Raw genomic sequence first — 25,659 nt, 5'->3', positions numbered from 1 at the left:
CCGGACTCTTCCGATAAAGAAATATCGACCCTTTTCGACATGTTGCAGCAAGATATCTTCAGTGGTCGGAAGCATGAACAAGGTCATCGGAAGAGGAGAGTGTACATGTCATTAAGTCTTCGCACTTTATTTTCAGCTGCATTTGCGGTTATTATCATTCTGCTCACGGCTATTCTCAGCTATGTGATCGGCAACCGCTCCACCACTTCTGTGGAAGTCAGTATCGGCAGCTCCCTGGCCGCAGAGGCCAATCAAATGTCCGAGAAGCTTGATCAGTTCATGTGGTCACGTTCCGGTGAAATAGAAGTTTTGAGTAAGCTGAATGCTTTTCAGGAGCCCGTTGAACAAGCAGAGGCCGGCAGACTGCTGAATCAGCTGAAGAAGAGTCTGCCGGTATTCACCTGGGTGGGCTTCCTGGATAAGACAGGGAATGTGGTTGCTTCCACGGATCGGATTCTACAAGGAACGAATATCAGCCAGAGGCCTGTCTTTCAGCAGGCGCTTAAGGGAACCTTCGTCGGGGATGTCCACGATGCGGTGCTGCTATCTAAGCTGCTGCAGAGTAAGACGGGGGAAGCCCTGCAGTTTGTTGATGTGAGTGTGCCGGTCATGGACAAGCAAGGACAGACAAGCGGCGTGCTGGCGGCACATCTTAGCTGGGAGTGGTCACGTGAGGTCGAGGCCTCCATTGTGAATCCGCTCAAGGAACGGCTTAAGGGCGTGGAAGTGTTCGTGGTCAGTAAGAAGGACGACACCATTCTATTGGGGCCAGAAGCGCTCACCGGCAAAAGAATGACGGCTGCGGTCCTGCAGCAGGCCCGCAGCGGTAAGAGCTCATACGCGATCGAACAGGATCGGGGCCGTGACTCCTATTTAACGGGATACGCCTATGGTGATGGCTACATGAACTACCCGGGCCTTGGCTGGACGGTCATTATCCGTCAGCCGGCAGACATCGCTTTTGCCTCAGTCCATCAGCTTGAACGCTTCATCCTGATCAGCGGTCTGCTGACCGCTGCGGCCTTCGCACTGATTGGCTGGCTGCTGGCCGGATGGATCAGCCGACCATTGAGGGATATCACCCGTACAGCCGACCTGCTCAGCTCCGGTGCCGATGTGGAGATCCCGGCCTCTAGCCGGTTCAAGGATGTGGCGATTCTGTCAGCCTCCCTGCGGGGCCTGGTGAACAACCTGACCAAGACAGAGACTAAGCTGAGCTATATGTCGGATATGGCGCTGCATGATAAGCTTACCGGCTTGCCCAACCGGGCAGCACTGGATGAGTTTTTGGCCCATGCGGTCAGTAAGGCCAAGCAGAAGCGGACGACACTAAGCTTTTTGTACATGGATCTGGACGGCTTCAAAAAAGTGAATGATAGCTTCGGCCATGCGGTTGGAGATGCCCTGCTACAGGAGGTGGCCTTCCGGCTGATGGATTGTACGCGGGACAATGAGATCGTTGCCCGGCTGGGCGGGGATGAATTCGTGATTATTCTGAATACCTCGGCGGGCAAACCGATGAAGGAAGCGGAGGTGGTGGCTTCGCGGATTATCAGCAAGATCAACCAGCCGATTCTGATTAAAGGCGAGGAGCTTCGTGTAGGCTGCAGCGTAGGTGCTGCTGTATGGACTCCGGACGGCGGAGATACCACCCTGACCCTGCGGCTCGCAGACGAAGCATTGTATATCTCCAAGCGGAGCGGGAAGAACCGGATTACCTTCGAGGCGGCATCTTAGCATCAGCAATCAACAGCAGACAGAAACAACAAACAACCTTTTATCGGCAGGACGGGGATGCATCTCTTGTGCCGGAAAAAAGGCTGTTTGACGTTATATCATTACGTTCAGCGTAACCGCTTACGTGGATTAGACCATCTCTTTATCCACAGAAATCCTTCGTCGTCCCGGAAAAACTTGATGCCTATCCAGCTCAGTGGTGTCCAAATTTCCTTAAAATAATATGAAGGCATAGTAAATTAGTCCCTCCGATATAGTTAATTATTACTAGTTTAAGCCAGGATGGAAGATTTAACAATACTTTTTTTTACATATAAATCCCATATTGTGCGTTCGCCCAGTTTTTTTGGGACTACAGGCATATGATGTAGAGGTATCAAAGCTGGGCATGTGCGTAGGAAAGGGGGGGCTTCGGATGAGTGGAGGTCTGAGAACGTCAACGGCGACCATACTGGTGTTATTTATTTTGCTGATTATTATCCTTAGCGTATTTTAGTGGAAGGGAATATAGTGGGTTATTGAAACAGTGCCGGGGCATCCGCTCCGGCGCTGTTTGCGTGCGTATAAGCCGCAGCTCACTTCCATATACATCATAACAGGGATAAGCACAGGCAGTTTGGCAGGGCGGGGCATTTAATATAGTAGGAAAGGAAGTGAAGCAATGACGAACTCCGAATTTATCACCCGGATCGCTTCTTTCGCAGTAGCGGATATGCAGCGCACCCGTATCGCAGCTTCGCTGACGATTGCCCAGGCAGCGCTGGAATCCGGCTGGGGAACGAGCGGCTTGACGCTGAAGGCAGGCAATCTGTTCGGCATCAAGGGCAGCGGGCCTGCGGGCAGCCTGGCGCTTCCGACAACGGAATACAGGAACGGCCAAGCTGTACAGGTGACTGCCCAGTTCCGTTCCTATCATAACTGGGGAGAATCTATAGCGGATCATTCCGCACTGATTACCGGGGGAGTGTCCTGGAACCCCAAGCTGTACAGCAAGGCTATTGGAGTCGACGGCAAAACAGCCGCCCGCGAGATTGCTGCTGCAGGCTACGCAACGGACCCGGGTTATGCGTCCAAGCTGATTCAGATTATGGATTCATATAACCTGTATCAATATGACGAGCTGAAGGAGGATGAAGAGATGTCAGCTGAAGATAAACAAAAAATTGCGGCGCTGGAAACCGAGCTGCGGGAACTGAAGGAGCTGCTGGCAGGGCTGTCTGTCAGCAGAGATACACTGAAGGCCGGCGTTCAAGAGCAAGGCCAGGCCATTAAAGGTGTCACGGAGCGGCTGGCTGTCATTGAGGGCCGCACAGTAATGAATGTGCCGGCCTGGGCTGAGCCTGCGGTACAGGCCGCGTCTGCAGCCGGTCTGCTGGATACGCCGTCAGGAGGCAGCTTTGATTTCTACCGGATGCTGACAGTATTGAACCGCGCCGGTCTGCTGGTTACAAGCAAGGGGGTGTAGTCGTTATGTACAATGATGCACTTAACAATGTACTAGCTTTTGCATCCGTATTGGCGGTATTCGTTATGGCGCTGGTCCAGTTCGTCAAGAACAGCGTTAATCTTCCGCGCAACGTGGTTCCTGCGGTGGGGCTGGCCATCGGCCTGCTGGTAGGAGCGGCTGCGTACCCTTTTACAGACATGAATCTCATTCTTCGTCTATGGGCCGGAGGCTTGGCCGGATTATCGGCAACAGGACTGTTTGAACTGGCGTTCAATAAGCGGAGCGGGACTACCAAAGAAGATTAGTAGAGCGGCGGCTTCAGGCGGTAAAATAAGATGGGGAATAAGTAATGGTGATATCATCCAAGCGATTTAGAAGGATCGCGAATATATTAATTAAGAAGAAAGGAGGTGCTTGATATGGGAACTTATGTTGATGGTAGAACCTCGCAGAATGCTAGTTTTGCTAACTCTATTGCAATTCCTATCCTGGTAGTTGATACTCCACAACTGTTCGGACAGATAGGGTTAATTACAGATGGAGTAGGTACGAATCCACGTGTAATTTTGAAAGGAACGGTATCGGTTCAGCTACCCCTTGCACTGGTAGGCATCACTGTAACCATTGTTAGAGGAACACTGCCTACTGACCCTGTTGTGTATTCCGCCACTTCCACTTTCAGCCTTAGTGTTCTGGCTCCACAGGTTATCACCTTCTCTGCAGATGATTTCCTGCCGACGATTACTCCGCAGTTAACCTATACTGCATTTATCAGCTCGAATCTTTTGGGTACAATCCGTGTAGGTCCGGAGAGCTTCGATGGAATCCTGGTATCCGATTAAGCAATAGCATGGGACATCCTGGGCTGCCCGCAAGGACGGGCGGGCAGGATGCCCTTGTACATACGCCCCAAATTATGTCCGTTTCGCCCAATCTGATGAGGCAACCGGCTCATATGCTGTTCTGTAGTCAACATTATGAAGGAGGTAATCTCATGGGTGCAGATTGCGGATACGGTGGCAATGTAGGCGGCGTGAATACGTGTGGAGTAGGTCCCTGGACATCTACAGGTGCGATTCTGGTTCTTTATATCCTGCTCGTTATTATTCTGAGTGCCTGCTTCTACTAGGAGATCCAATCAGTAAGAGCAGTCCCGGTAATCCGGGACTGCTCTTGTTGCAGATGCAGGATGGACAAGCTTTAATGCAGGATGGTAAATTTAAATTCGCCTTGCCCCGAATGGATGTGCGATAATAGAAGTCATTGTCTTCAGGACAATTAGTGCTGGCATGAAAGAGGTGTACGATGGAAGAGAAGGAAAAGATATATGCCATCCTCAAGCGGATTGAAGCGGAACAGGCGGTTAATCAGGAGGTAATGGAACTCGAAGCCGAGGCCTTCGCCGATATTATGGAGGAGCTTATCGACAGCCGGATGGTGGAGAATATTAAGATCTCCCGGTCAGGCAGCGGGATCGTGACAGTCAGAACTACTGACATCAAATTGACCCGGCGTGGTCATGATTTTATTTTATTGAAGGAGTCTGGCCGAATTTGATCGGAAAATAGATGTCATTACCCGGCACTGTAAGAGGCCGGGCTATTTTTGTTGACTAGGGTCCCGGCTTGATGAATCAACGCTTAAGGCTATTTATTGCTGTATTTTTGCAGAACCCCTTTCTTCTCAAACAACAGATAGACACGGTCCAGAATCGTTGCCAGTTCTGCCCGGGTAACAGGGGCGAGCGGTCTGTAGTATCCACGGGAATCGGCTGTAATAATCCTTTGGGAATCCATCGCTGCAATGGCGTAAACCGGCAGAAAGGTGAAATCTCCAATTAGCGAGATAGATCCATTTTGGTATGTATAAAAAATCGCTGGGGAGAGCTCATCCCCAGGTATGTATGTATCCCATCTGGTGCCGGCCCTTGCTCTTTCTGTATCCATGTATTGATCCATAGCATTCTGAGTATTGAATTTTCTCAAGGGAATATCCTTGAATTTACTTAACCGCTGGTATAACTCTTTGTCAGGATCACCGGCATTCGCACCCTTGTCGAAATCTTCAGCGAATAATTGGTAGAGCATAGACGTTAGCTTGAGTCGTGTCAGCCGGGCTTCAGGTTGGAAGGTATACTTGCCTGTTGAAGGGTTTTGGGAAATCCCGCCGCCGCTGACCGCAGAGGAATTGTATAGCTCAGATATTTCTTTGTAGGCCCAGTGATCTTTGGGGACATCAAGGTAGCTGGTGACTTTTTGTTCATAAAATAAGGGCTTTACATTGGGTCGGTATTTATCGAATAGCCGGTAGAGCATAACGGAGAACTCGGCCTTGGTAACCGTTGCTTCAGGTTTAAAGGTGCCGTCGGAATACCCTTTTAGCACATCGTTATCCGTCATGAAAAGAATGGATTCCATCGCCCAGGAATATTTCTGCTCGTTGACATCGGAGTACAAGCTTTGCGCACTTGCGGATGAAGACGGGGCAGAGCTGAGAAGCATCATGCTGATGACGGGGAAAAGGATTGTTTTTTTGAACATGGGACCTCCTGATCAATTGAATTCTTATGATGAATGCGGGAGCCCTAAGCTCCCTTACCCTAATGAACGGTATCACCATCATTCCTGAATTGTCAATAAATACGGGAGGTCCCATGCCGGAGACATAAGGAGGTTTACTTGGTTGTAATCTCCGACAACGCCTTGTCCATCTGCGTTTCATTCGATTGTACGGCTTCGCTGTCCACAGCATCAATTCCGCGGAAGACATTCTTAGTGTTCTGATAAAAGTCAAAGGCAAACTTCTTAATAGCCTCACCGTCAGGGTGATTGCGCTCAACAACGGTAGCCTTGAACAGGTTCGTCAGCATGTATCCGGCATCCTCGCTATGCGCGAGATAATTCCCGGCGGTGTACTCCTCCACGATCTGGGATTCAAAATCCTTAAGCTCCACAGCCGACGGAGTGTACGATTTCGCCAAAACTTCCGCGGCATCTGCTTTTTGCGTGACCTCCGTGTCCGTAGTCGCGATTTGCTGGATCGCAGATTCCCAGTTCACGGATGCCTTCCCGGTGGAGGGTTCAGTGGCTGGTGCTGACGTGGGTTGAGCTGCTGTCGGCTGTGCTGTCCCGGCGGGAGTTGGGGTGGCCTGATTAGCCGAAGTGTTGCAGCCTGCGGTCATTCCAATGGCACCGCTGAATAGGATGACTAGGGCGAGGGACGACATCTTTTTATACAAGGGCTTCTTCATAGCGGTTCCTCCTGAATCTATCTGATATTCATATACTATATATGTAACCTTGTCCGGGCGGATTGAATTTATTCGCTAATGTGACTAATAGATATGTATATTTGTCAAGATCGACAAGGTCAAATGATGTAGAATAATAAATTGGATTCTGGTACAATCTATATATTAAGTTTGAAGGAGCGGAGCACATGGATAATGATTTGGTGCAGGTATTAAGATCCGTTTTTCGCGAAGAATTGGAGCCCGTTAAGGCGGAATTAGGAACCGTCAACGAGCGTTTGGATCGAATAGAGACAGAGCAGCAGAACATGAAACAAGATCAGCAAACAATGAAACAAGATCTGCAAACAATGATGCAAGATCAGGAACAGATTAAACGTGCTGTGCTGGAAACAAACGAGCGGCTCATCAACGTCGAGTCTTTATTGGAGAATCAGCACAGAATTATCGAACTGCTCTCAGCGCGCTCCATTGAGCAGGAAGCCAAACTGAAGCGGATTATATAACTATATACACAGCAAGCCCACGTATCTTGATTTCAAGGCGGGGGCTTTTTTTGCGTAAAAAAAAATCGAGGCTCCCTTTCGGGAGCCTCTTTCATGGGAGAGGAGAAACCGGACGAAGAGCTTATGGGGAAACGTAAGCCTGCTCCGCGGTTGTCTACGACATTTTGTGATGTCGATAATTACAGGATGACCCGGATGCGGGAGTTTTATACATTTGCTTGCGAATATTCTTCTGCTCCGCATTGTGACAAAGTCGGACAATCTTTTTATTTCATGGAATAATTGTGGTACTATAGGCTTGGACTTATGCCCTGTAACGGCATAGTAATGTAGAGACAAAAGCTAAAAAGCAGGTGGATGATCGGTGAGAGTCATATCGGGAAGTGCAAAAGGCAGGCCGCTTAAAAGTGTTCCAGGCAATGGCACACGGCCTACTACCGATAAAGTAAAGGAAGCGTTATTCAGTATGATCGGGCCTTATTTTGAAGGAGGTACAGTGCTTGATCTGTATGCCGGTACCGGAGGCCTGGGAATTGAAGCCCTAAGCAGAGGGATGGAAGCTGCGGTGTTTGTGGACATGGAACAGAAGGCGATTGACACGGTGCGTGCCAACCTGAAGGCGGCCCGGCTGGAAGCGCAGGCTGAGGTCTACCGCAATGATGCGGGAAGAGCGCTTGGTGCACTCGGGAAGCGGGGGAGAGCATTTGATCTTGTTTTTCTGGATCCGCCTTACCGTATGAAGCATGGAGACGAGCTGATGGTTACGCTGGCGGACAAGCTGCTGCTGAACCCTGATGCAGTGATCGTGCTGGAGCATGAATCGGGGTATACCTATCCCGAGGATATACCGGGGTTCGTTAGAACGAAGCAATCTGTCTATGGAGAGGTTACGATCTCTATCTACCGGTATGAAGCTGCTGTTCCAGAGGCTGCCGCAAGCGGCAAGGAGGTTAATAATGAGTCTGCAAATTAGAAAAGAACGTGTCGCTATCTATCCGGGAACCTTCGATCCGGTTACGCTGGGCCATATGGATATTATTCACCGGGCCGCCAAGCAGTTCGACAGGCTGATTGTGACGGTGCTGAATAACCTGAGCAAGAATCCGTTGTTCTCGGTCGAGGAACGGACAGAGCTTCTGCGCCAGGCGACAGCGGATATACCGAATGTTGAAGTGGACAGCTTCCGTGATCTCCTGGTTAACTATCTGAGGCAAAAGGATGCGCAGGTTATTGTCCGGGGAATCCGGACCGTTACGGATTTTGAATATGAGCTGCAGAATGCTTCCATTAATCATAACCTTGACCCTGAAGCGGAAACTATATTTATGATGACTAATCCGAGATACTCCTACCTTAGCTCCAGTGTGGTGAAGGAGATTGCCCACTTCGGCGGGAAGGTCTCGGATTTTGTAACCCCTGAGGTGGAGCAGGCCATGAAGCTGAAGTTCAGCCGGATGGACGGCGGTTCGAAGTAAACAGCTTCACGGCAGCTGACAGCAACAGCAGCAGCGTAACAAGCAGGGCCATAAGTCCCAGGATCTGTGGGGCCAGAGTCCATATTCTCAGCGAAGTGCCTATGTCTTGCAGCTGTACGGCCGGGGGTGAGCCGGCTAGAACCGGCAGCACCGCAGACTGAATATGGAGCAGCGGTGTCCACAGCAGGAGCGTGAACGCAAAGGCAAATAGTCCATGCAGCAGCCTGACTACGGTGAACGGAAGGAAGCGGACATTCGCTGCCTTCAGCACAGTCAGTGCCTGGAGCTGGGCGCAAATACCGCTCCAGGCCAGTCCGGCGGACAGCAGTGCCGGGCCAAGAAGACCGCCGATAACGAAGCCTTCGAGCCCTGCTGTGGCTGAAGTCATTGACCGGGCTCCGAGATGAATCTCAAGCATGCTTGCTGTAACCAGAGCAGGCAGCTGGGGGAACAGCCGGGTAACAATACTTACAACAACCGCGAACATAATCATGTAGCCGCCTACAATCATCAGGCTCTGTACGGCGGAGGATACGGATTCACCGAGCACCTTGCCGAAGCCCCGCCCATCCCTTGAACGGGCATCCGCTGCTGCCTGATGGATACGCCGGGGCAAGGATGCTTTTTTGCTGCGGGGGCGGCTGCCCGTCAGGCTGGAATCTCTTTCTTGCGGAACTTGCGGAAGCGGAATAGGTGAGGTTATCTTACGGGAGCCATTGAAGCAGGCGGATAGAATACCTGCGGCTATCCCTGACAGCCAGTGGATGGCCAGCAGGGCATACCCGGCGGCTGGACTGTGCAGGAAGGCTGTCCCGACTACAATAAGCAGTGTGACCGGACTGGCATAATGCACGATAGCCGCCAGCCGTCCGGCCTCCTTGTCCGTAATGTCCCCCTGCTTGTGCAGCTGCATCACTCCTCCGGCTCCTGCCGGGAAGCCGGCGGTAAGGCCGAGCACCAGCGTCCAGCCGCCCGCCCCGGGAAGCCGGAAGCAACGCTTCATCAGCGGCTCCAGCAGGACGCCGATGCCATGCACGAAGCCGGATGCGCTCAGCATCTCTGAGAGGATCAGGAAGGGCAGCAGCGCCGGAAAGACCAGGGTCCACCAGAGCGTAAGGCCCGTAAGTGAAGCCTTGAATGAGGCTTCAGGTGCTATGATTATTGCTATAGCTAGCAGAATGGCTGCAGCCCCGGGTATAAATGGAGCTGAACCCGACAGGAAGCGTCTGGATCTAAAGTTTATCATTAGAGTTATCCCCTCTTCATAGCTTAGGACATGGGCAGATCTTGTTATCAATTTATGCAGGGGAGACAACCATCATGCCACAGCCGGAGTGAAGCTCCAGGCTAAGGTACCACATTCTAAGTGCCGGGGCATCATCCGCAGGAAAGAAGGGGAAGAGACTTGAGGCAGTACAAACGCCGGGTAGGCATCCGCGCTTCAGCCTATTTATTTTCATTCGTGGTCATTCTCTATGTTGTCGTCTTTATGAACACGCCTTACATTGTATATCAGCCGGGAAGCGCCTCCGAGGTGGCACCGATGATCAAGGTTGAGAATGCCGATCCGCAGGAGCAAGGAACCTTCATGATGACCACGGTCTCTGCAAGCTATGCGAATGTGGCTCTTCTAATCGCCTCTGTGTTCAACTCGAATGCCGAGGTAGTATTGAAAGAAACCCGCCTGCAGGATAAGACGGAGCAGGAGTATGCGGCGGAGCAGGTGTTCTATATGAATAGTTCGCAGTCCTATGCCGTGCAGGCGGCCTATCATGCGGCAGGTGTACCTTATGAGGATGTCGTGGATTATCTGTATGTGTTCTCGGTACCAGAGACTGCTAATCAGGACCGGTTCAAGCCGGGGGACAAAATCATCAGTGTAGGCGGACAAAAGGCAGCCGATCCGGCCGCGCTGTCCAAATTGCTGTCGGTTCATCAGATTGGAGATAGCGTGGAGGTATCGCTCCAGCGTGACGGCAAAGAGATCAAGGAGCAGGTCAAGCTGGTGGGGGTCAAGGATAAAGAAGCTGCGGTTGCCCGGCCGGGCTTTGGAGTCGTTATTGGTGCGGTTCAAAAAGTGGAGCCTAAGCAGGAAGGCAAAGCCGTCAGCTTCGTGGATACTAACGTGGGCGGACCCTCTGCCGGTCTGATGTTCACCATGGAAATCTACAACCGGCTTACGCCGGGGGATCTCACCAAAGGCCGGAAGGTAGCAGGCACGGGTACGATCGATCCCGAGGGGAATGTGGGGCCAATCGGCGGTGTGAAGCATAAGATTGTAGCGGCCGACCGTAAGGGGGCGGAGATCTTCTTCGTTCCGCTTAAGAACTACGACGAGGCCAAGGCAAAAGCGGATCAGATCGGCACGAATATGAAGCTGGTTCCTGTCTCAACCCTACCCGATGCCCTGAAATACATGGAGGAGCTGCCGGTCATCAAATCCTGACCGGGGGCTCAAGATAATCACTGTACAGATCGCTGCGCAGCGGGTCGGCATAAGCCCCGGCGAACACGGCAGCCGCCTGGAGGTCCCGCTCCAGCATGGGATGGATATAGCGGGCCGGGCTTGTAATCACCGGAAGCGCCGCTGTCTGCTTCATCTGCTTCAGCAGCTCCCGGCCGCTCTCGCGGAAGCCAAGAACTCTTATGTAGCCGGGACCCCGGGAGAGAACGGAGGGGGACATCTCTGTTTTGCTGTGGTTCAGCAGGGTGTGAAGCAGCAGACGCTGGAGCCGGGTAAGGGTATACCGTCTGCTCTTAAGCTCCTGCAGCAGACCGCCGACTGTGAACTTATCCAGCTGGCGCATGCTTCGGAGCAGCAGGTTCTCCAAGCCCTCGTTCATATCCTGCACTGTGTGCAGCTCCGCAGCGGAGCGCGTATAGAGCACATGGCGCAGCGGCCCGGCGAAGTCTTCTAGCCCTACCGGGCCCCGGCCTGCGTCACGCTCCCGCTCCAGGATGGACAGGGCGTACTCCGGCATGTAAGCCGCCGGTGATCCGCCCTCCTGCAGCAGCCTGCGGATGGCTGTTGCACTGGCAATGGCCGACCCGCCCTCCAGCGGGTCGTGGAAGCCCGCGCCGGTACGCGGCACGGTCAAGGGCCTGATCACGCTGCCCAGCCGCCGCAGCGCGATCAGGTAGTGCAGTCCGAGGCTGTTGTTGGGCTGCCGCAATATACTTTCGGCATCTTCCGGTTTCTCCTCTCCCAGGAAAGAGGCCTTCCAGGCCGCCGCCGCCGCTGCGCTGTAGGCGGCGGGGAATCCCGCGCCCTCAGAGAGGCGCGCGCGGATCTCCTCCTTAAGCGCACTGCTCTCTTCGGCCAGGAAGCCGGCCAGAGGGAGCAGTGCGCCCAAAGTGCCTGCTTCGGAGCCGAAGCACAGGCTGTCGACGACGCCGGTCGCCTCCAGCAGGGACACCGCTCCGAAGGCGAACCATTCCGCCGGCTGGACGGCGTACGCCACCGGCAGCTCAATGACCAGATCGGCGCCCATGTGCAGCGCCATCTCGGTACGGGCGCGCTTGCTGACCGCCGCCGGCTCGCCGCGCTGGGTGAACGGTCCGCTCATAATGACAACGGAGCGGTCCGCTCCCGATATTCTTTTGGCCTCGGTGAAATGATGGACATGCCCGTTATGTAAAGGGTTATATTCGGCTATAATACCTACAGTTGCCACAGTTGCTTCACACCCCATTCTGGAAGATATATTGTATATCATAAATTGTCACGCTCCCTGAAACAATATAAAGGGAAAATGGTTGACAAACTCAGGGAATAATAGGTATAATAAATTTTGTTTGTTTGGAGTGATAACGATGAACATTCACTTTCGCAAATTAGCGAATGCCGACGAGCCTCTGGTCCTCCACGAAGTTGTGGATGTCAGCGGGGTTGTCACAGGGCGCAAGGATATACTTGCTGTTGCACCACTCTCAGTAGACCTTAAAGCGCTGCCCGCGGGAACCGATAGTGTGAACGTGGTGGGAACACTGAACGGAGAAGTGGACATGTTATGTTCACGTTGTCTCGGTGAGGTCAAGAGTAAGCTGAACATTCCTTTCGCTGAGACCTTCAAGTGGCTTAAGCAGCCAATTCTTCCGGAAGATGAAGATGAGGAACTCATTTACATCAAAGATGAGATTGTGGATCTTATCCCGTATGTGGAAGAAAATTTCGTACTGCACTTACCGGATTCGGTATTGTGCAAGGCAGACTGTCTTGGTCTTTGTCAGAAATGCGGACAGAACTTGAACGAAGGCACCTGCAGTTGCGACAACACAGTGATCGATCCAAGACTCGCTGCGTTGAAAGGATTCTTTACCAAGCAAGATGACTAAGAACAAATCCCAAGGAATTGGGTTACAACAAAATCAGGAGGTGTCTAACAATGGCAGTACCACAACGCAGAACGTCCAAGACTCGCCGTGACAAGCGTCGTACTCACTTTAAACTGGTTGTTCCAGGTATGGTGAAATGCGAACAATGCGGAGAGCTGAAGCTTGCTCACCACGTATGTAAAGTTTGCGGAACATACAAAGCAAGAGAAATCATCAAACAATAGTTTGCACATAAGAGTAGCACTTCATCTGCCGGTGGAGTGCTATTTTTATGTGAAAATAAAGCTGGGGCAGAGCTTATATGCCTTGCGCTGCGCGGGTTTTCAGGCGCTTTTCAAGCCAAAGCTTTATTTTTGCGCCGGCATGCTTTATACTACATATTAGTACCTGGTTCTAATTGATAAGGTAGAACAGAGAGATATGATTACAGCGGCCACTCTTACGGGCCGGAAAGCTGCACATCAGGCCTGTGCCGGGAGGTGAGCCGCTATCGAGCGGATGTCCAAGAAGGAACGTCAGCAGCAGCTGCTGGCTATAATAGAAGGGAACCCGTTTGTAACGGACCGGGAATTGACCCGCCAGCTGAAGGTGAGTATCCAGACGATCCGGCTGGACCGGCTGGAGCTGGGGATTCCCGAGCTGCGTGAGCGGATGAAGCAGATGGCGGAGCATTCCTATGATCAGGTGCGTTCCCTGCCAGCCGATGAAGTGGTCGGTGATATTGTGGATCTGCAGCTGGACAAGAGCGGGATTTCGATCTTCGAGATCCGCGATGAGCATGTGTTCTCCCGCAACGGGATTGCCCGTGGCCACTACGTCTTCGGCCAGGCGAATTCGCTGGCAGTAGCCATAATTAATGATGAGATTGCCTTAACGGCTTCGGCCGACATCCGGTTTGTGCGCATGGTCCGGCTGGGTGAGAAATGCATTGCCAAGGCGCAGGTGCGCTCACTTGCGGGCCGGAACGGCAAGGCTGAAGTGGATGTATTTACATATGTCGGAGAAGAGCTGGTATTTCAAGGCCATTTTATAGTGTATCGTTCAGCAACTGAAGAGTACAGCGAAGGGGGAAACCGGAGTGCGGATCGCCATTGATGCCATGGGCGGGGATAATGCTCCTGAATGTAATGTGGAAGGCGCGCTGGCAGCGGCTGCGGAGTGGAATGACATAGAGATCATACTGGTCGGTGATGAAGCGCGGCTTGAGCCGCTGCTGAAGACTAAGCCTTCTAACGTTACCGTACGTCATGCCGGGGATGTGATCGGTTCGGATGAAGAGCCTGTGAAGGCAGTCCGCCGCAAAAAGGACTCATCCATGGTCGTGGCCGGACGGATGGTCCGCGAGGGTGAGGCCGATGCCATGATCTCCTCAGGGAATACCGGAGCATTAATGACTACAGGACTTCTGGTAGTCGGAAGAATGGAAGGGATCGAACGGCCGGCGCTGGCTCCGATGATTCCGACGCTGGATGATGTCGGTGTGCTGGCCCTGGATCTTGGCGCCAATATGGATGCCAAGCCGCAGCATCTGGCACAGTATGCCCTGATTGGCAGCATATACCGCAACAAAGTGCACGGCATTGCGAAGCCCCGGGTAGGCCTGCTGAACGTCGGGACGGAGCCGGGCAAGGGGAATGAATTGACCAAGGAAGCCTATCCGCTCCTGGAGGCGCTGCAGGGCATTCATTTTGTCGGCAATGTAGAAGCGCGGGATGTGCTCACCGGAAGCTGCGATGTGCTGGTCTGTGACGGCTTCGCCGGTAATATACTTCTGAAGACGCTGGAAGGAACAGCCGGCGCGATGTTCTCTCTGCTGAAGGAGCAGTTCAGCAAATCCCTTAAGACGAAGCTGGGGGCGGCGATCCTGATGCCGGAGCTTAGAAGCCTGAAGGGCAAGATGGATTATAAGGAACATGGCGGAGCGCCGCTGCTTGGTCTTAGCGGCCTGGTAGTCAAGGGGCATGGTTCGTCCGACGGCAATGCGGTGAAGAATGCGGTAAGACAGGCACGGATTGCCCTGAAGGCGGATCTGGTGCCTAGTATATCGAAGGAAATTAGCGGGAAGTGAGTGAAGACATGAGACAATTACGTCCGGTAGGAATTATTGGGACTGGGAAATATGTGCCTGAGAGAATATTAACCAACAGCGATCTGGAGAAGATCGTCGAAACGAATGATGAATGGATTGTCAGCCGCACAGGAATCAGGGAACGGCATATTGCGGCCCCGGAGCAGGCTACCTCTGATCTGGCCTATGAAGCGGCCCTGAAGGCACTGGAATCCGCAGGCATGAAGGCCGAGGAGCTCGATCTGATTATTGTCGCTACAGTTACACCTGACAGTGCTTTCCCATCCACTGCCTGCATTCTTCAGGACAAGCTGGGGGCCAAGAACGCAGCCGCCTTTGACCTGTCGGCAGCCTGCTCCGGATTCGTCTACAGTCTGGCTACAGCCACGGGCTTTATCCAGAATGGAATGTATAACAATGCGCTGGTGATCGGTGCAGATACGTTGTCGCGCATTACAGATTATACAGACCGCAATACCTGCGTGCTGTTCGGTGACGGTGCCGGTGCGGTAATCGTCGGCGAGGTTCCGGAAGGACGCGGCTTCCAGTCCTTCGATCTTGGAGCGGAAGGCTCTGGCGGCAGCCTGCTTAATCTGGAAGCGGGCGGCTCACGTCTCCCGGCTTCCCAGCAGACCGTAGAAGACAAGAAGCACTTCATCTATATGAATGGCCGCGAGGTCTTCAAGTTCGCAGTACGCGTCATGGGATCGGCTACGGAGCGTGTGCTTACCAAGGCGGGATTGTCTAAGGAGAATATTGACTTGTTCGTGCCGCATCAGGCCAACATCCGGATTATTCAATCCGCTATGCAGCGCTTGGATCTGCCGCCGGAGAAGGTTGTAGTCAACGTTGATAAATACGCGAATACCTCCGCTGCCTCCATTCCGCTGGCTCTTGTAGAAGCAGCCGAGGAAGGCCGGATGAAGGCAGGCGATGCAGTGCTTATGGTCGGCTTCGGCGGCGGACTTACCTGGGGCGCTTCTGTGCTGATCTGGTAAGAATCGGGGCATTACTAGTGAATAATCGGAATTAATAATAGCAACGATGCAGCTCTTCTCAGGCGTTATGTGCCCGGCGGAGCTGCAGCTAACGGGAAGGAGCTTTAACCCTCATGAGCAAAATCGCATTTGTCTTTCCCGGTCAGGGTGCACAGGCAATCGGTATGGGTAAGGATGTATATGAAGCATTGCCTCAGAGCCGTGCAATCTTTGAAAAGGGTGACGAGGTGCTTGGGTTTCCGCTGAGCGGGCTTGTATTTGAAGGGCCGGACAGCGAGCTTAAGCAGACGGTGAACACGCAGCCGGCACTGGTTACAGCCAGTGTGGCTTATCTGGAAGCGCTAAGCGGCCTCCAGGTTACGCCGGATTATGTGGCAGGCCACAGTCTTGGCGAATATAGCGCTCTTGTGGCAGCCGGCGTGCTGTCCTATGAAGATGCTGTAAGGCTGGTCCGCCTGCGCGGACAATTCATGGAAGAAGCAGTTCCCGGAGGACAGGGGGCTATGGCAGCGGTGCTTGGAGCAGACCGTGAGGCGCTTACGGAATTATGCCGCAGTATTACAGCAGCGGGTACTCCCGTTGAACTGGCGAATGTCAATTGTCCGGGACAGATTGTGGTGTCCGGTTCCGTAGCCGGTGTAGATGAGGTGGTCAAGCGTGTGAAGGAAGCCGGGGGCAAACGGGCGATTCCGTTGGAGGTTAGCGGCCCGTTCCACTCCTCATTAATGAAGGGTGCGGCTGAGCGGCTGGCTGCTGAGCTCGAGAAGGTAACCTTCAATGCTCCTGCTATGCCGGTAGTGGTCAATGTCACCGCTGCTCCGGTGACAGACCCTGAAGAAATCCGCAAGCTGCTGGTAGAACAGGTATATTCTCCGGTACTCTGGCAGGATAGCGTGGAATGGCTCATAGGTGCAGGTGTAGATACTTTTGTAGAGATTGGCTCCGGCAGTGTGCTGGCTGGCCTGATCCGCAAGATTGACAGGAAGGTCAAGGTTGTGAATATCAACAGTCTGGAGAGCGTGCAGGCTGGCTGGTAAGCAGCTTGGCCTAACCGCAGCCGCATGATTATCGAAGGGGGACAACATAGCATGTTTGCAGCACTAAAAGGTCAGACCGCCCTTGTAACCGGAGGGTCCCGGGGGATCGGCCGCAGCATTGCCTTGGCACTCGCTGCTCATGGCGTGAAGGTCGCGGTGAACTATTCCGGCAGCCTTCAGGCGGCTGAAGAGACCGTGGCCCGGATTCACGAGCTGGGCTCGGAAGGAATCGCTCTGCAGGGGAATGTCGGCCGCAGCAGTGACGCCGAGAACCTGGTCAAGGAGGTTATCCAGACCTGGGGGAAAATCGATATCCTGGTGAACAATGCGGGCATTACCCGGGACAATCTGATCATGCGTATGAAAGAGGAAGAATTCGATCAGGTCATCGAGACGAATCTGAAGGGCGTCTTCAACTGCCTGAAGGCAGTAACCCGCCCGATGATGAAGCAGCGTTATGGCCGGATCATCAATATTTCCTCGGTTGTGGGCGTGACGGGGAATCCCGGACAGGTGAATTATACCGCTGCCAAGGCAGGGGTAATCGGCATGACGAAGTCTGCGGCCCGCGAGCTGTCTTCACGTGGAATCACAGTGAACTGCATCGCGCCAGGCTTCATTGATACCGACATGACCCGCGAGTTGTCCGATGAGGTTCGCAGCGAGCTAATCAAGGGGATTCCCTTGGGAGAGCTTGGGCGGGCGGAGGACATTGCGAATGCGGCGGTATTCCTGGCTTCGGAAGGGGCAGCTTACATGACAGGCCAGACGCTTCATGTGGATGGCGGAATGTACATGTAAGGCTTCGCAGGGCGTTAGATCGTTACGGGTGAAGATGGACAGAGGCGGCCAGGGCAGCGTTTTTTATGCTCTATGGTATTTTGACTTCATATCTCGTATAATACCAAAAGAGGAGGTGAACCGGATGTCCGATGTATTGGAGCGTGTAACACGCATTGTCATCGACCGCTTAGGTGCCGATGAAGCAGAGGTAACATTAGAAGCGTCTTTCAAAGATGATTTAGGTGCTGATTCTCTTGATGTTGTAGAATTGGTAATGGAATTGGAAGATGAATTCGACATGGAAATCTCTGATGAAGATGCAGAGAGAATTACGACCGTGGGTGAAGTTGTGAAGTACATACAATCTCATACCTAGAGTCATATGATTGAGGGTCCCGTTCCTGCCAGGGCGGGACTTCTCCTCATTTTACAGTGATAATAACAGAACCGCAGATTAACTAATCCTGCGGCGACTGCAGTTTATATAGACATCTGGTATGTTTGCGTTTACACATTGTAGAGGTACACAGCCTATAGACGGGGTGATTATGTTTGAATCATAGAGTAGTTGTAACTGGTATGGGTGTAATGACTTCGCTGGGTAAGGATCTTGAGACGTTCTGGGATAGCCTCATGAGCGGCAAGTCCGGAGTATCCCTGGTTGAAGCTTTTGATGTCAGTGAATATCCAACAAGAATTGCTTCCTCGGTCAAGGATTTCGATGCGGAAGCACGCTTCGGCCGCAAGGAAGCTCGCAAGATGGACCGGTTCGTACAATTCGCAGTTGCTGCCGGTGAAGATGCGCTGAAGGACAGCGGACTTACGATCGGTGAAGATATCGATGCAGAGCGGATCGGGGTATCTGTCGGCTCTGGAATCGGCGGCCTCGGCACATGGGAAGATAACCACAACCTGCTGCTCGAAAAAGGCCCGAAGCGGGTCAGCCCGTTCTTCATTCCGATGATGATTGCCAACATGGGCTCCGGCCAGCTGTCGATCAATCTCGGGGCCAAGGGACCGAATACAACGACAGTGACCGCTTGTGCAACAGGCAGCCACTCCATCGGAGAATCCTTCCGTCTGATCCAGCGCGGTGATGCGGATGCGATGATCTGCGGCGGTGCGGAAGCCACCATTCGTCCTACAGGAATGGCAGGCTTTTGTGCAATGAGAGCCATGTCTACCCGCAATGACGAGCCGGAGAAGGCCAGCCGCCCTTTTGATGTGGACCGTGACGGCTTTGTCATGGGCGAGGGTGCGGGAATCCTGATTCTCGAGTCCCTGGAACACGCCGAGAAGCGCGGAGCCAAGATCTATGCCGAAGTTATCGGATACGGTCTCAGCGCCGATGCCCACCACATGACGGAGCCTGATCCTGACGGTGCAGCACGCTGCATGAAGATGGCGATCCGTGATGCCGGTATTAATCCTGAGGATATCGACTACATCAATGCGCATGGTACATCTACACCGGTAGGCGATAAATCTGAGACAGCCGCTGTGAAGAAGGCGCTCGGAGAGCATGCGTACAAGGTTGCGATCAGCTCAACCAAATCGATGACAGGCCACTTGCTTGGCGCTGCCGGCGGGGTGGAAGCGATTATCTGCGGGCTGTCCCTGCAGAAGGGTATGATTGCCCCTACCATCAATTTGGACAACCCTGACCCGGATTGCGATTTGGACTATGTTCCGAATGTGCCACGTCAGGCGGAGCTGAATATCGCGATGTCGAATTCCTTCGGATTCGGGGGACATAACGCGACCGTTATTCTCAAAAAATATAATAAGTAAGGGGAGACAGTGCAGTGAAAGGAGACCTGAAGCAGTTACAAAGCCAACTTCAAATCCAATTTCACGATCCTGTACTTCTGAAGCAGGCTTTCACCCATGCATCTTATGTGAACGAACACCGGTTCAATCAGCATCAGGACAACGAGCGCCTGGAGTTCCTGGGTGATGCGGTGCTTGAGCTGACGGTGTCCGAATATCTGTATAATCTGCTCCCGGACAGGCCCGAGGGAGAATTGACCAAGCTGCGTGCTGCGATTGTCTGTGAGCCGTCGCTGGTCCGGTTCGCCGAGACCTTGGGCTTCGGGCGGTATGTACTGCTGGGAAAAGGGGAAGAGCTTACGGGCGGGCGTACCCGCCCGGCTCTGCTGGCTGATGTGTTCGAAGCCTTCGTGGGAGCGCTCTATCTCGATCAGGGACTGGAGACGGCCCGGAGATTCCTGGATAATCACGTATTTCCGCTGGTGGAAACCGACGGTAAGCTGCAAATGCAGATGAGCGACTTCAAGACAGAGCTTCAGGAACTGATACAGCATCATGGGATGGGTACGCTGGAATATCGGATTATTGAAGAACGCGGACCGGCGCATGAGCGTGAGTTCGTCTCAGAAGTATATATGGCCAGCCGTTCACTCGGCAGCGGCAGCGGCCGCTCCAAGAAGGAAGCGGAGCAGCAGGCAGCGGCAGCGGCATTATTGCTTCTGAAGGAAGATGGTGCCTGAAGGCACAGATGAACATCTGAAATGCGGAGTAGAGCAGCAATGGTCTGAATGCCGGCGGTTCGGCGGAAGTCAGACTTTTGCTGCTCTTTTTCGAAAGATCAGAAATGATATGTTTTGGGGTAAACATCGAAGCAGGTGCACCACTTTATGGGGTTGTTTTGGCAAGGAAACACTATGGTATAATGGGTCAGAGGTGAGTAGCGAGTTATGTTTCTGAAACGGATTGAATTAGCAGGCTTCAAATCATTTGCCGACAAAACAGAGATGGAATTTGTGCGCGGAATAACGGCTGTAGTCGGCCCAAACGGCAGCGGCAAAAGTAACATATCCGACGGCATCCGCTGGGTGCTTGGGGAGCAGAGTGCCAAATCCCTGCGCGGCGGCAAGATGGAGGATATTATATTTGCCGGAAGTGATGCCCGCAAGGCGGTCAACTACGGTGAGGTCTCGCTGACGCTGGATAATGAGGATCATGTGCTGCCGCTGGATTTTAGCGAGGTGACCGTGACCCGGCGTGTCCACCGCAGCGGCGACAGTGAATATCTGATCAATAAGCAGGCCTGCAGGCTGAAGGATATTACGGAGCTGTTCATGGATACCGGTATCGGCCGTGAAGCTTATTCGATTATCGGACAAGGCCGGATTGAAGAGATTCTCAGTACCCGTTCGGAAGACCGGAGGGGGATCTTTGAAGAGGCTTCAGGTATTGTTAAATATAAGTCACGTAAAAAGGATGCCGGCCGCAAGCTCGATGAGACCGAGCAGAATTTGCTGCGGATTCATGACCTGATCAGCGAGCTGGAGGATCAGGTGGGACCGCTGAAGGACCAGTCCGAGAAGGCGATAAGATACAAGGAGCTGCGGGAGCAGCTAAAGCATCTGGAGATTTCGGTATATGTGCATCAGATCGAAGGCATACATACATCCTGGCAGGAGGGCAACGCCCGCCTGGAGGTGCTTAAGACGGAGCAGCTGGAGCTGTCCACTATAGTCTCTGCCCATGATGCCAAGCTGGAGAGCGGCCGGGCGGAGCTGCGTAATTTGGAGCAGGAAGTGGAGAAGCTGCAAGAACAGCTGCTGCGCAGCAGCGAAGCCAACGAGAAGAGCGAAGGCTACGGAGAGCTGCTGAAGGAGCGCCGCAGGAATCTGGAGCAGAACCGGGAACAGCTCATGCAGACTCTGGGTTCTGTAGGCGAACGCTCTGAGGGGCGGCAGCGTGAGCTGGCGGAGCTTGAGCATAAGCTGAAGCAGACCAGGCAGACGCTTGCGGAGCTGCGGGCACAGCTGGCGGATGAGGAATCGAAGCTGCAGGGTGTGGCCGGAGGCATCAGCCAGAGCAAGGAAGAGAAGCTGAAGAGCGCTCTGCTTGAGCTGATGAACCTGATGGCCCAGGCGCGCAACGAGATCCGCTATGCGGATCAGCAGAAGGAGAGCCTGGAGCGGCGGATGAGCCGCAGCCAGGAGGAGAGCGGCAAGTGGACAGCGCGGCTGGAGGAGCTGGTCTCTGCACAGAGCGGGCTGAAGGATAAGATTGCCGCTCTAGGCAAGGAAATCGGGCTGCTGCGCGGCGCATACATTACGGAGAGCGAGCAGACCGGCAAACGGCAGAAGCTGCTCGAAGAGACGCAGAGCGGCCTGCGCAAATGGGAGCAGAAGCGCGAAGCCCAGGTGTCCCGGCATGAGACGATGAAGGAAATGCAGGATGATTTTGACGGCTTCATGCTTGGGGTCAAAGAGGTGCTGAAGGGCGCGCGCAAAGGACAGCTAAGCGGTGTACACGGGGCAGTTGCCGAATTGATCTCTGTTCCCGAGAAGCTGGAAATGGCGATTGAGACCGCCATGGGCGCTTCCTTGCAGCATGTGGTTATGGAGAATGAAGCGGTGTCCCGGCAGGCGATTGCTTTCCTGAAGCAGCGTCAGCTCGGACGGGCGACCTTCCTCCCGCTTGATGTGATCCGGCCCCGGCAGATTACTGGCAGTGACCGCAGCATGGTTCAAGGTGCTGAAGGGTTTGTCGGTATCGCCTCGGAGCTGGTCGGCTATGAAGACAAGTATGGAAGCATTATCGGAAGCCTGCTCGGCAATGTCGTAATCGCTGAGAGTCTGGAGCAGGCGAACCGCATTGCGGCCAAATGCCAATACCGCTACAGAGTGGTTACGCTGGAAGGCGATGTGGTGAATGCAGGCGGCTCAATGACGGGCGGCAGCCAGCATAAGAAGAACAACAGCCTGCTTAGCCGCAAGCGTCAGCTTGACCAGCTCTCCGGCGAGATTGAAGAGAGCGAGCAGCAGATTGCCAAGCTGAAGCAGGGGATCAGCCGCTTGCGCGCTGAACAGGACAAGGGCTCCCAGAAGCTGGAGCAGCTGCGGCATGACGGTGATGAGAAGCGGCTGGAGGAACAGCGCGTATCCGGCGATCTGAAGCAGCTGGAGCAGGAGCTGCGGCATGTGCAGGAGCAGGTCGAGGGCGCGGGCGCGGAGCGCAGCGGCTTCGAGCAGGAGGTACGCGGGCTGGATGAGGCCCGCAAGCAGGCGGAAGCAGAGCTGTCCCGGCTGGAGAAGGAAGAGCAGGAGGCGCACGCAGCAATCCGCAGTGCCGAGTCGGACCGCAAGGCGAATGAATCGGCCAAGGAAGAGCTGCAGGGCAAGCTGACCGGGATGAAGGTCACGGAGGGCAAGCTGGATCAGGAGATCTTCTCGCTGGAGGAGCAGCTGCGCCGGATGAGGCAGGACGCCGGCTCCCAGGAGAAGGAGCTGCGCCAGAGCCGCAGCCTGCTTATGACCATCGAGCAGGATCTGGAAGAGAATGCACGGGAGACCGTGAAGCAGAAGGAAGAGGTCAACAGTCTGCGGCTGAGCAAGGAAGATACGTCTGCTAGGCTTGACCTGGCCCGTGCCGACCGCGCGGCGATCTCGCGCAAGCTGGAGCTGGCCGAAGGCGAGACCAAAGACCAGCGTCAGGCGCTCCGGGCGGTCGAAGACAAGCTCCGGTCCACGGAGGTTGCCGTTGGCCGGCTCGATGTGGAGCTGGATAATATCCTCCGCAAGCTGAGCGATGACTACGAGCTGAGCTACGAGCTGGCGAAGCAGCGTTATCCGGTGCCGGAGGATGTGCCTGCGGCACAGCTGGAGGTGCAGCGTCTGAAGCGCAGCATCTCCGGTCTGGGCGAGGTCAACCTGGGTGCGATTGAAGAGTATCAGCGGGTGCATGAGCGGTATACTTTTCTCAGCGGGCAAAAGGATGATCTGGTGGAAGCCAAAACAACGCTGTATCATGTCATCCATGAGATGGAAGAGGAGATGTCGAAGCGCTTCAAGCAGACCTTCGATGCCATCCGCCGCGAGTTCGGCACGGTGTTCACGAAGCTGTTCGGCGGCGGGCGGGCAGATCTGCAGCTGCTGGACCCTGAGCATATGCTCGATACAGGGATTGATATCGTTGCCCAGCCGCCGGGCAAGAAGCTGCAGAATCTCCAGCTTCTCTCCGGCGGAGAACGCGCCTTAACCGCGATGGCTCTGCTGTTCGCCATTCTGCAAGTCAAGCCGGTGCCGTTCTGCGTGCTGGATGAAGTGGAAGCGGCGCTGGATGAAGCCAATGTGGTGCGCTTCGCCCAGTACCTGCGCGAGTTCTCGGAGCAGACGCAGTTCATCGTAGTGACCCACCGCAAGGGAACGATGGAGGAAGCAGACGTACTCTACGGCGTGACGATGGAGGAAGGCGGCGTGTCCAAGCTCGTATCCGTGCGGCTGGAGGATGAAGAGGCAGAGATAGCTTAATTAGACGCAGGATTCATGAAGTGATCCCTATAACCCTTTAGGAGGAAGCATAAGCATATGAGTTTTTTCAAAAAACTGAAAGACAGCATTTCCGGTAAAACGGAAAGCGTAACGAAACAGTTCCGCGACGGTCTGGAGAAAACACGCAAGGGCTTCGTTGAGAAGGTCTCGGATCTGATTATCCGCCGCAAAAAGATAGATGAAGAATTCTATGAGGAGCTGGAAGAGATTCTGATCGGTGCTGATGTCGGCGTGAATACGGTCATGAATCTGGTAGAGGAGCTGCGTGCCGAAGTGAAGCAGAAGCGGATCGAGGACGCGGCAGAGCTTCAGCCGATCCTCTCCCGCAAGCTGATGGAGCTGCTGCGCGGAGATGATGACAACAGTCTGAACGAGAATCCGGATGGCATTACCGTGATCCTGTTCGTCGGCGTGAACGGAGTCGGGAAGACGACGACCATCGGCAAGCTGGCGCACCGCTACAAGCAGGAAGGCAAGAAGGTTCTGCTGGCGGCAGGCGACACCTTCCGTGCCGGAGCCATTGAGCAGCTTGAGGTGTGGGGCAAGCGTGCCGGAGTGGATGTGATCAAGCAGCAGTCGGGATCGGACCCGGCAGCGGTGATGTTCGATGCGGTTCAGGCTGCCAAGCAGCGCAGTGTGGATGTGCTGATCTGCGATACAGCAGGCCGGCTGCAGAACAAGAGCAATCTGATGGAAGAGCTGAACAAGATCTTCCGTGTCATTCAGCGCGAGATTCCAAGCGCGCCGCATGAGGTGCTTATGGTGCTGGATGCCACCACCGGGCAGAATGCGCTCACCCAGGCCAAGCTGTTCGGCGAGAAGAGCGGCGTGACCGGCCTGGTACTGACGAAGCTGGACGGTACGGCGAAGGGCGGAATCGTGGTAGCGATTCGCCAGGAAATGAACCTGCCGGTGAAGCTGGTTGGTCTGGGCGAGAAAATGGAAGATCTCCAGCCGTTCGATTCCGACCAGTTCGTGCATGCCCTGTTCGCAGGCATGATCTCGGAAGAAGCAGATTCGGAAGAATAACCACAACAATAGATAGCTGCGAAGCAACCTCCCTTTGGAATGAAATATTCCCGGGGAGGTTTTTTGTTGAACGGATTGGACCCGCTGAGAGGGGAGGGGAAGAGGAAAAAGTTGGACTTTCTCCACTTGCTGATGAAAGAAAGGTCTCTGTTAGGGCAGGAGTTGGAAAAACAACACTTAATTGAGTGCATTTCAGCCAATGTGGCTGATACTAACACTAGCAGTTGTAGTTTTTCCGCTTGCTTTCCCCTATCCCTCAGAAATCGAAGAATTAAGATACGTTTGTCCACCTGTTGTTGCGGGGCTGCCGCTTCTTGGCTTCCCGCGCAGAATCCCCCGCCACGGACATATCCTCCTCTGCCGAAAGGAGCCTCCACCAGTACATACCATCCTTCGGCTTACTCCCCTTTTGGCATTTCAAAGAACACGAAGAAATTATATTAAAAATACATCATATGAAAAATTCATAATAGTACTGCTTGTCAGCATCCCCGCATACAATTGGATGTGGAATCATCATGCAGCACCCCGAAAAGCAAGTTTAAGAGAAAGGAAGCGATTCCAAAGCGGCAGGATAGTTCAAAAACTCCATTTTGCTGTTATATATATTGACATGGATAATATCATTTACGTATTATGAAGGTAGTAAATCATATTTTCGTGGTGAACTTCTAAATTTTGAACTT

The 25,659-nt window shown here is 53.7% G+C and carries 28 protein-coding genes; 24 read left to right on the top strand and 4 right to left on the bottom strand.

The features are described 5' to 3' along the window. The first annotated feature begins 105 nt into the window (after window positions 1-105). The 6 genes from C173_RS22910 to C173_RS22890 all read left to right on the top strand — a co-directional run bounded on the left by C173_RS22910 (window position 106) and on the right by C173_RS22890 (window position 4,741). Window positions 106-1,737 (top strand): sensor domain-containing diguanylate cyclase, encoded by a 1,632-nt coding sequence (locus tag C173_RS22910; RefSeq protein WP_036728927.1) that lies wholly within the window; start codon window positions 106-108, stop codon window positions 1,735-1,737. Between the two features lie 661 nt (window positions 1,738-2,398). Next, complete coding sequence (locus C173_RS22905) at window positions 2,399-3,202, top strand: glycoside hydrolase family 73 protein (protein ID WP_036728924.1); 804 nt, start codon at window positions 2,399-2,401, stop codon at window positions 3,200-3,202. Window positions 3,203-3,207: 5 nt separating this feature from the next. Beyond that, the gene (locus C173_RS22900) at window positions 3,208-3,489 is read left to right on the top strand and encodes a holin (RefSeq protein ID WP_036728921.1); all 282 of its coding nucleotides are present in this window, start codon (window positions 3,208-3,210) and stop codon (window positions 3,487-3,489) included. A 114-nt stretch (window positions 3,490-3,603) separates the two neighbouring features. Next, window positions 3,604-4,026 carry a hypothetical protein gene (locus C173_RS22895; protein WP_036728918.1) on the top strand — a complete coding sequence of 141 codons (423 nt, stop codon included), beginning with the start codon at window positions 3,604-3,606 and terminating at the stop codon, window positions 4,024-4,026. 152 nt (window positions 4,027-4,178) lie between these two features. Continuing rightward, window positions 4,179-4,313 carry a hypothetical protein gene (locus C173_RS35405; protein WP_268748465.1) on the top strand — a complete coding sequence of 45 codons (135 nt, stop codon included), beginning with the start codon at window positions 4,179-4,181 and terminating at the stop codon, window positions 4,311-4,313. A 176-nt stretch (window positions 4,314-4,489) separates the two neighbouring features. After that, window positions 4,490-4,741, top strand: coding sequence for a YjcQ family protein (locus C173_RS22890; protein WP_036728915.1), 252 nt, complete (start codon window positions 4,490-4,492; stop codon window positions 4,739-4,741). A gap of 89 nt (window positions 4,742-4,830) precedes the next feature. Here C173_RS22890 and C173_RS22885 read toward each other — a convergent pair whose 3' ends face one another. Both C173_RS22885 and C173_RS22880 read right to left on the bottom strand, forming a co-directional pair. After that, window positions 4,831-5,724, bottom strand: coding sequence for an S-layer homology domain-containing protein (locus tag C173_RS22885; RefSeq protein ID WP_036728912.1), 894 nt, complete (start codon window positions 5,722-5,724; stop codon window positions 4,831-4,833). A gap of 134 nt (window positions 5,725-5,858) precedes the next feature. Next, window positions 5,859-6,434 (bottom strand): hypothetical protein, encoded by a 576-nt coding sequence (locus tag C173_RS22880; protein WP_051478302.1) that lies wholly within the window; start codon window positions 6,432-6,434, stop codon window positions 5,859-5,861. A gap of 188 nt (window positions 6,435-6,622) precedes the next feature. On the opposite strand from C173_RS22880, the gene C173_RS22875 reads away from it, so the two are divergent. The 4 genes from C173_RS22875 to coaD all read left to right on the top strand — a co-directional run bounded on the left by C173_RS22875 (window position 6,623) and on the right by coaD (window position 8,415). Continuing rightward, a complete protein-coding gene (locus tag C173_RS22875; protein ID WP_036728909.1) occupies window positions 6,623-6,940 on the top strand; it encodes a hypothetical protein in 318 nt (105 codons plus the stop codon). A 93-nt stretch (window positions 6,941-7,033) separates the two neighbouring features. Continuing rightward, entirely contained in the window at window positions 7,034-7,222 is a 189-nt protein-coding gene (locus C173_RS34315; protein WP_143803648.1) for a single-stranded DNA-binding protein, read from the top strand. 82 nt (window positions 7,223-7,304) lie between these two features. Then, window positions 7,305-7,913, top strand: coding sequence for a 16S rRNA (guanine(966)-N(2))-methyltransferase RsmD (rsmD, locus tag C173_RS22870; protein WP_036728906.1), 609 nt, complete (start codon window positions 7,305-7,307; stop codon window positions 7,911-7,913). Beyond that, complete coding sequence (coaD, locus tag C173_RS22865; protein WP_036728903.1) at window positions 7,897-8,415, top strand: pantetheine-phosphate adenylyltransferase; 519 nt, start codon at window positions 7,897-7,899, stop codon at window positions 8,413-8,415. The genes rsmD and coaD overlap by 17 nt, the downstream gene beginning before the upstream one ends. Here coaD and C173_RS22860 read toward each other — a convergent pair. Further along, entirely contained in the window at window positions 8,387-9,661 is a 1,275-nt protein-coding gene (locus C173_RS22860) for a nucleoside recognition domain-containing protein (RefSeq protein ID WP_051478301.1), read from the bottom strand. The genes coaD and C173_RS22860 overlap by 29 nt on opposite strands. Window positions 9,662-9,820: 159 nt before the next feature. Here C173_RS22860 and C173_RS22855 point away from each other — a divergent pair, with 159 nt between their 5' ends. After that, window positions 9,821-10,861 carry a SepM family pheromone-processing serine protease gene (locus C173_RS22855; protein WP_036728900.1) on the top strand — a complete coding sequence of 347 codons (1,041 nt, stop codon included), beginning with the start codon at window positions 9,821-9,823 and terminating at the stop codon, window positions 10,859-10,861. Here the strand turns inward: C173_RS22855 and C173_RS22850 are convergent. Beyond that, the gene (locus C173_RS22850; RefSeq protein WP_036730074.1) at window positions 10,851-12,089 is read right to left on the bottom strand and encodes a tRNA(Met) cytidine acetate ligase; all 1,239 of its coding nucleotides are present in this window, start codon (window positions 12,087-12,089) and stop codon (window positions 10,851-10,853) included. The two genes, C173_RS22855 and C173_RS22850, sit on opposite strands and share 11 nt — an antisense overlap. Window positions 12,090-12,228: 139 nt before the next feature. Between C173_RS22850 and C173_RS22845 the strand changes: the two genes are divergently transcribed. The 13 genes from C173_RS22845 to C173_RS35085 all read left to right on the top strand — a co-directional run bounded on the left by C173_RS22845 (window position 12,229) and on the right by C173_RS35085 (window position 25,613). Next, the gene (locus tag C173_RS22845; RefSeq protein ID WP_036728896.1) at window positions 12,229-12,750 is read left to right on the top strand and encodes a YceD family protein; all 522 of its coding nucleotides are present in this window, start codon (window positions 12,229-12,231) and stop codon (window positions 12,748-12,750) included. Between the two features lie 50 nt (window positions 12,751-12,800). Next, window positions 12,801-12,974 carry a 50S ribosomal protein L32 gene (rpmF, locus tag C173_RS33825; protein WP_019911234.1) on the top strand — a complete coding sequence of 58 codons (174 nt, stop codon included), beginning with the start codon at window positions 12,801-12,803 and terminating at the stop codon, window positions 12,972-12,974. A gap of 274 nt (window positions 12,975-13,248) precedes the next feature. Continuing rightward, on the top strand, window positions 13,249-13,845 hold the full coding sequence (gene fapR / locus C173_RS22840; RefSeq protein WP_036728893.1) for a transcription factor FapR: 597 nt from the start codon (window positions 13,249-13,251) through the stop codon (window positions 13,843-13,845). Then, window positions 13,829-14,818 carry a phosphate acyltransferase PlsX gene (gene plsX / locus C173_RS22835; protein ID WP_036728890.1) on the top strand — a complete coding sequence of 330 codons (990 nt, stop codon included), beginning with the start codon at window positions 13,829-13,831 and terminating at the stop codon, window positions 14,816-14,818. Before fapR ends, plsX begins: the two co-directional genes overlap by 17 nt. Before the next feature lie 8 nt (window positions 14,819-14,826). Further along, window positions 14,827-15,816 carry a beta-ketoacyl-ACP synthase III gene (locus C173_RS22830; protein WP_155991613.1) on the top strand — a complete coding sequence of 330 codons (990 nt, stop codon included), beginning with the start codon at window positions 14,827-14,829 and terminating at the stop codon, window positions 15,814-15,816. A gap of 113 nt (window positions 15,817-15,929) precedes the next feature. Next, window positions 15,930-16,853: an ACP S-malonyltransferase gene (fabD, locus tag C173_RS22825; RefSeq protein ID WP_036728885.1), complete on the top strand. Its 924-nt coding sequence runs from the start codon at window positions 15,930-15,932 to the stop codon at window positions 16,851-16,853. Window positions 16,854-16,904: 51 nt separating this feature from the next. Further along, window positions 16,905-17,654 (top strand): 3-oxoacyl-[acyl-carrier-protein] reductase, encoded by a 750-nt coding sequence (fabG, locus tag C173_RS22820; protein ID WP_036728883.1) that lies wholly within the window; start codon window positions 16,905-16,907, stop codon window positions 17,652-17,654. Window positions 17,655-17,778: 124 nt separating this feature from the next. Continuing rightward, on the top strand, window positions 17,779-18,012 hold the full coding sequence (gene acpP / locus C173_RS22815) for an acyl carrier protein (RefSeq protein ID WP_036694165.1): 234 nt from the start codon (window positions 17,779-17,781) through the stop codon (window positions 18,010-18,012). A 176-nt stretch (window positions 18,013-18,188) separates the two neighbouring features. Continuing rightward, window positions 18,189-19,427, top strand: coding sequence for a beta-ketoacyl-ACP synthase II (fabF, locus tag C173_RS22810; RefSeq protein ID WP_081751295.1), 1,239 nt, complete (start codon window positions 18,189-18,191; stop codon window positions 19,425-19,427). Between the two features lie 14 nt (window positions 19,428-19,441). After that, window positions 19,442-20,146 carry a ribonuclease III gene (gene rnc, locus C173_RS22805; protein ID WP_036728876.1) on the top strand — a complete coding sequence of 235 codons (705 nt, stop codon included), beginning with the start codon at window positions 19,442-19,444 and terminating at the stop codon, window positions 20,144-20,146. 207 nt (window positions 20,147-20,353) lie between these two features. Next, a complete protein-coding gene (gene smc / locus C173_RS22800) occupies window positions 20,354-23,923 on the top strand; it encodes a chromosome segregation protein SMC (protein WP_036728873.1) in 3,570 nt (1,189 codons plus the stop codon). A gap of 57 nt (window positions 23,924-23,980) precedes the next feature. Further along, entirely contained in the window at window positions 23,981-24,973 is a 993-nt protein-coding gene (ftsY, locus tag C173_RS22795) for a signal recognition particle-docking protein FtsY (RefSeq protein ID WP_036728871.1), read from the top strand. Window positions 24,974-25,154: 181 nt separating this feature from the next. Further along, window positions 25,155-25,613 (top strand): hypothetical protein, encoded by a 459-nt coding sequence (locus C173_RS35085; protein WP_235191987.1) that lies wholly within the window; start codon window positions 25,155-25,157, stop codon window positions 25,611-25,613. Window positions 25,614-25,659 lie beyond the last annotated feature (46 nt).

The sequence above is a fragment of the Paenibacillus sp. FSL R7-277 genome (assembly GCF_000517965.1).
In the GTDB taxonomy this organism is placed as follows: Bacteria; Bacillota; Bacilli; order Paenibacillales; family Paenibacillaceae; genus Paenibacillus_AQ; species Paenibacillus_AQ silagei.
The sequence above is the reverse complement of the archived record's forward strand: the minus strand, read 5'-3'. Positions and strand labels throughout refer to the sequence as shown.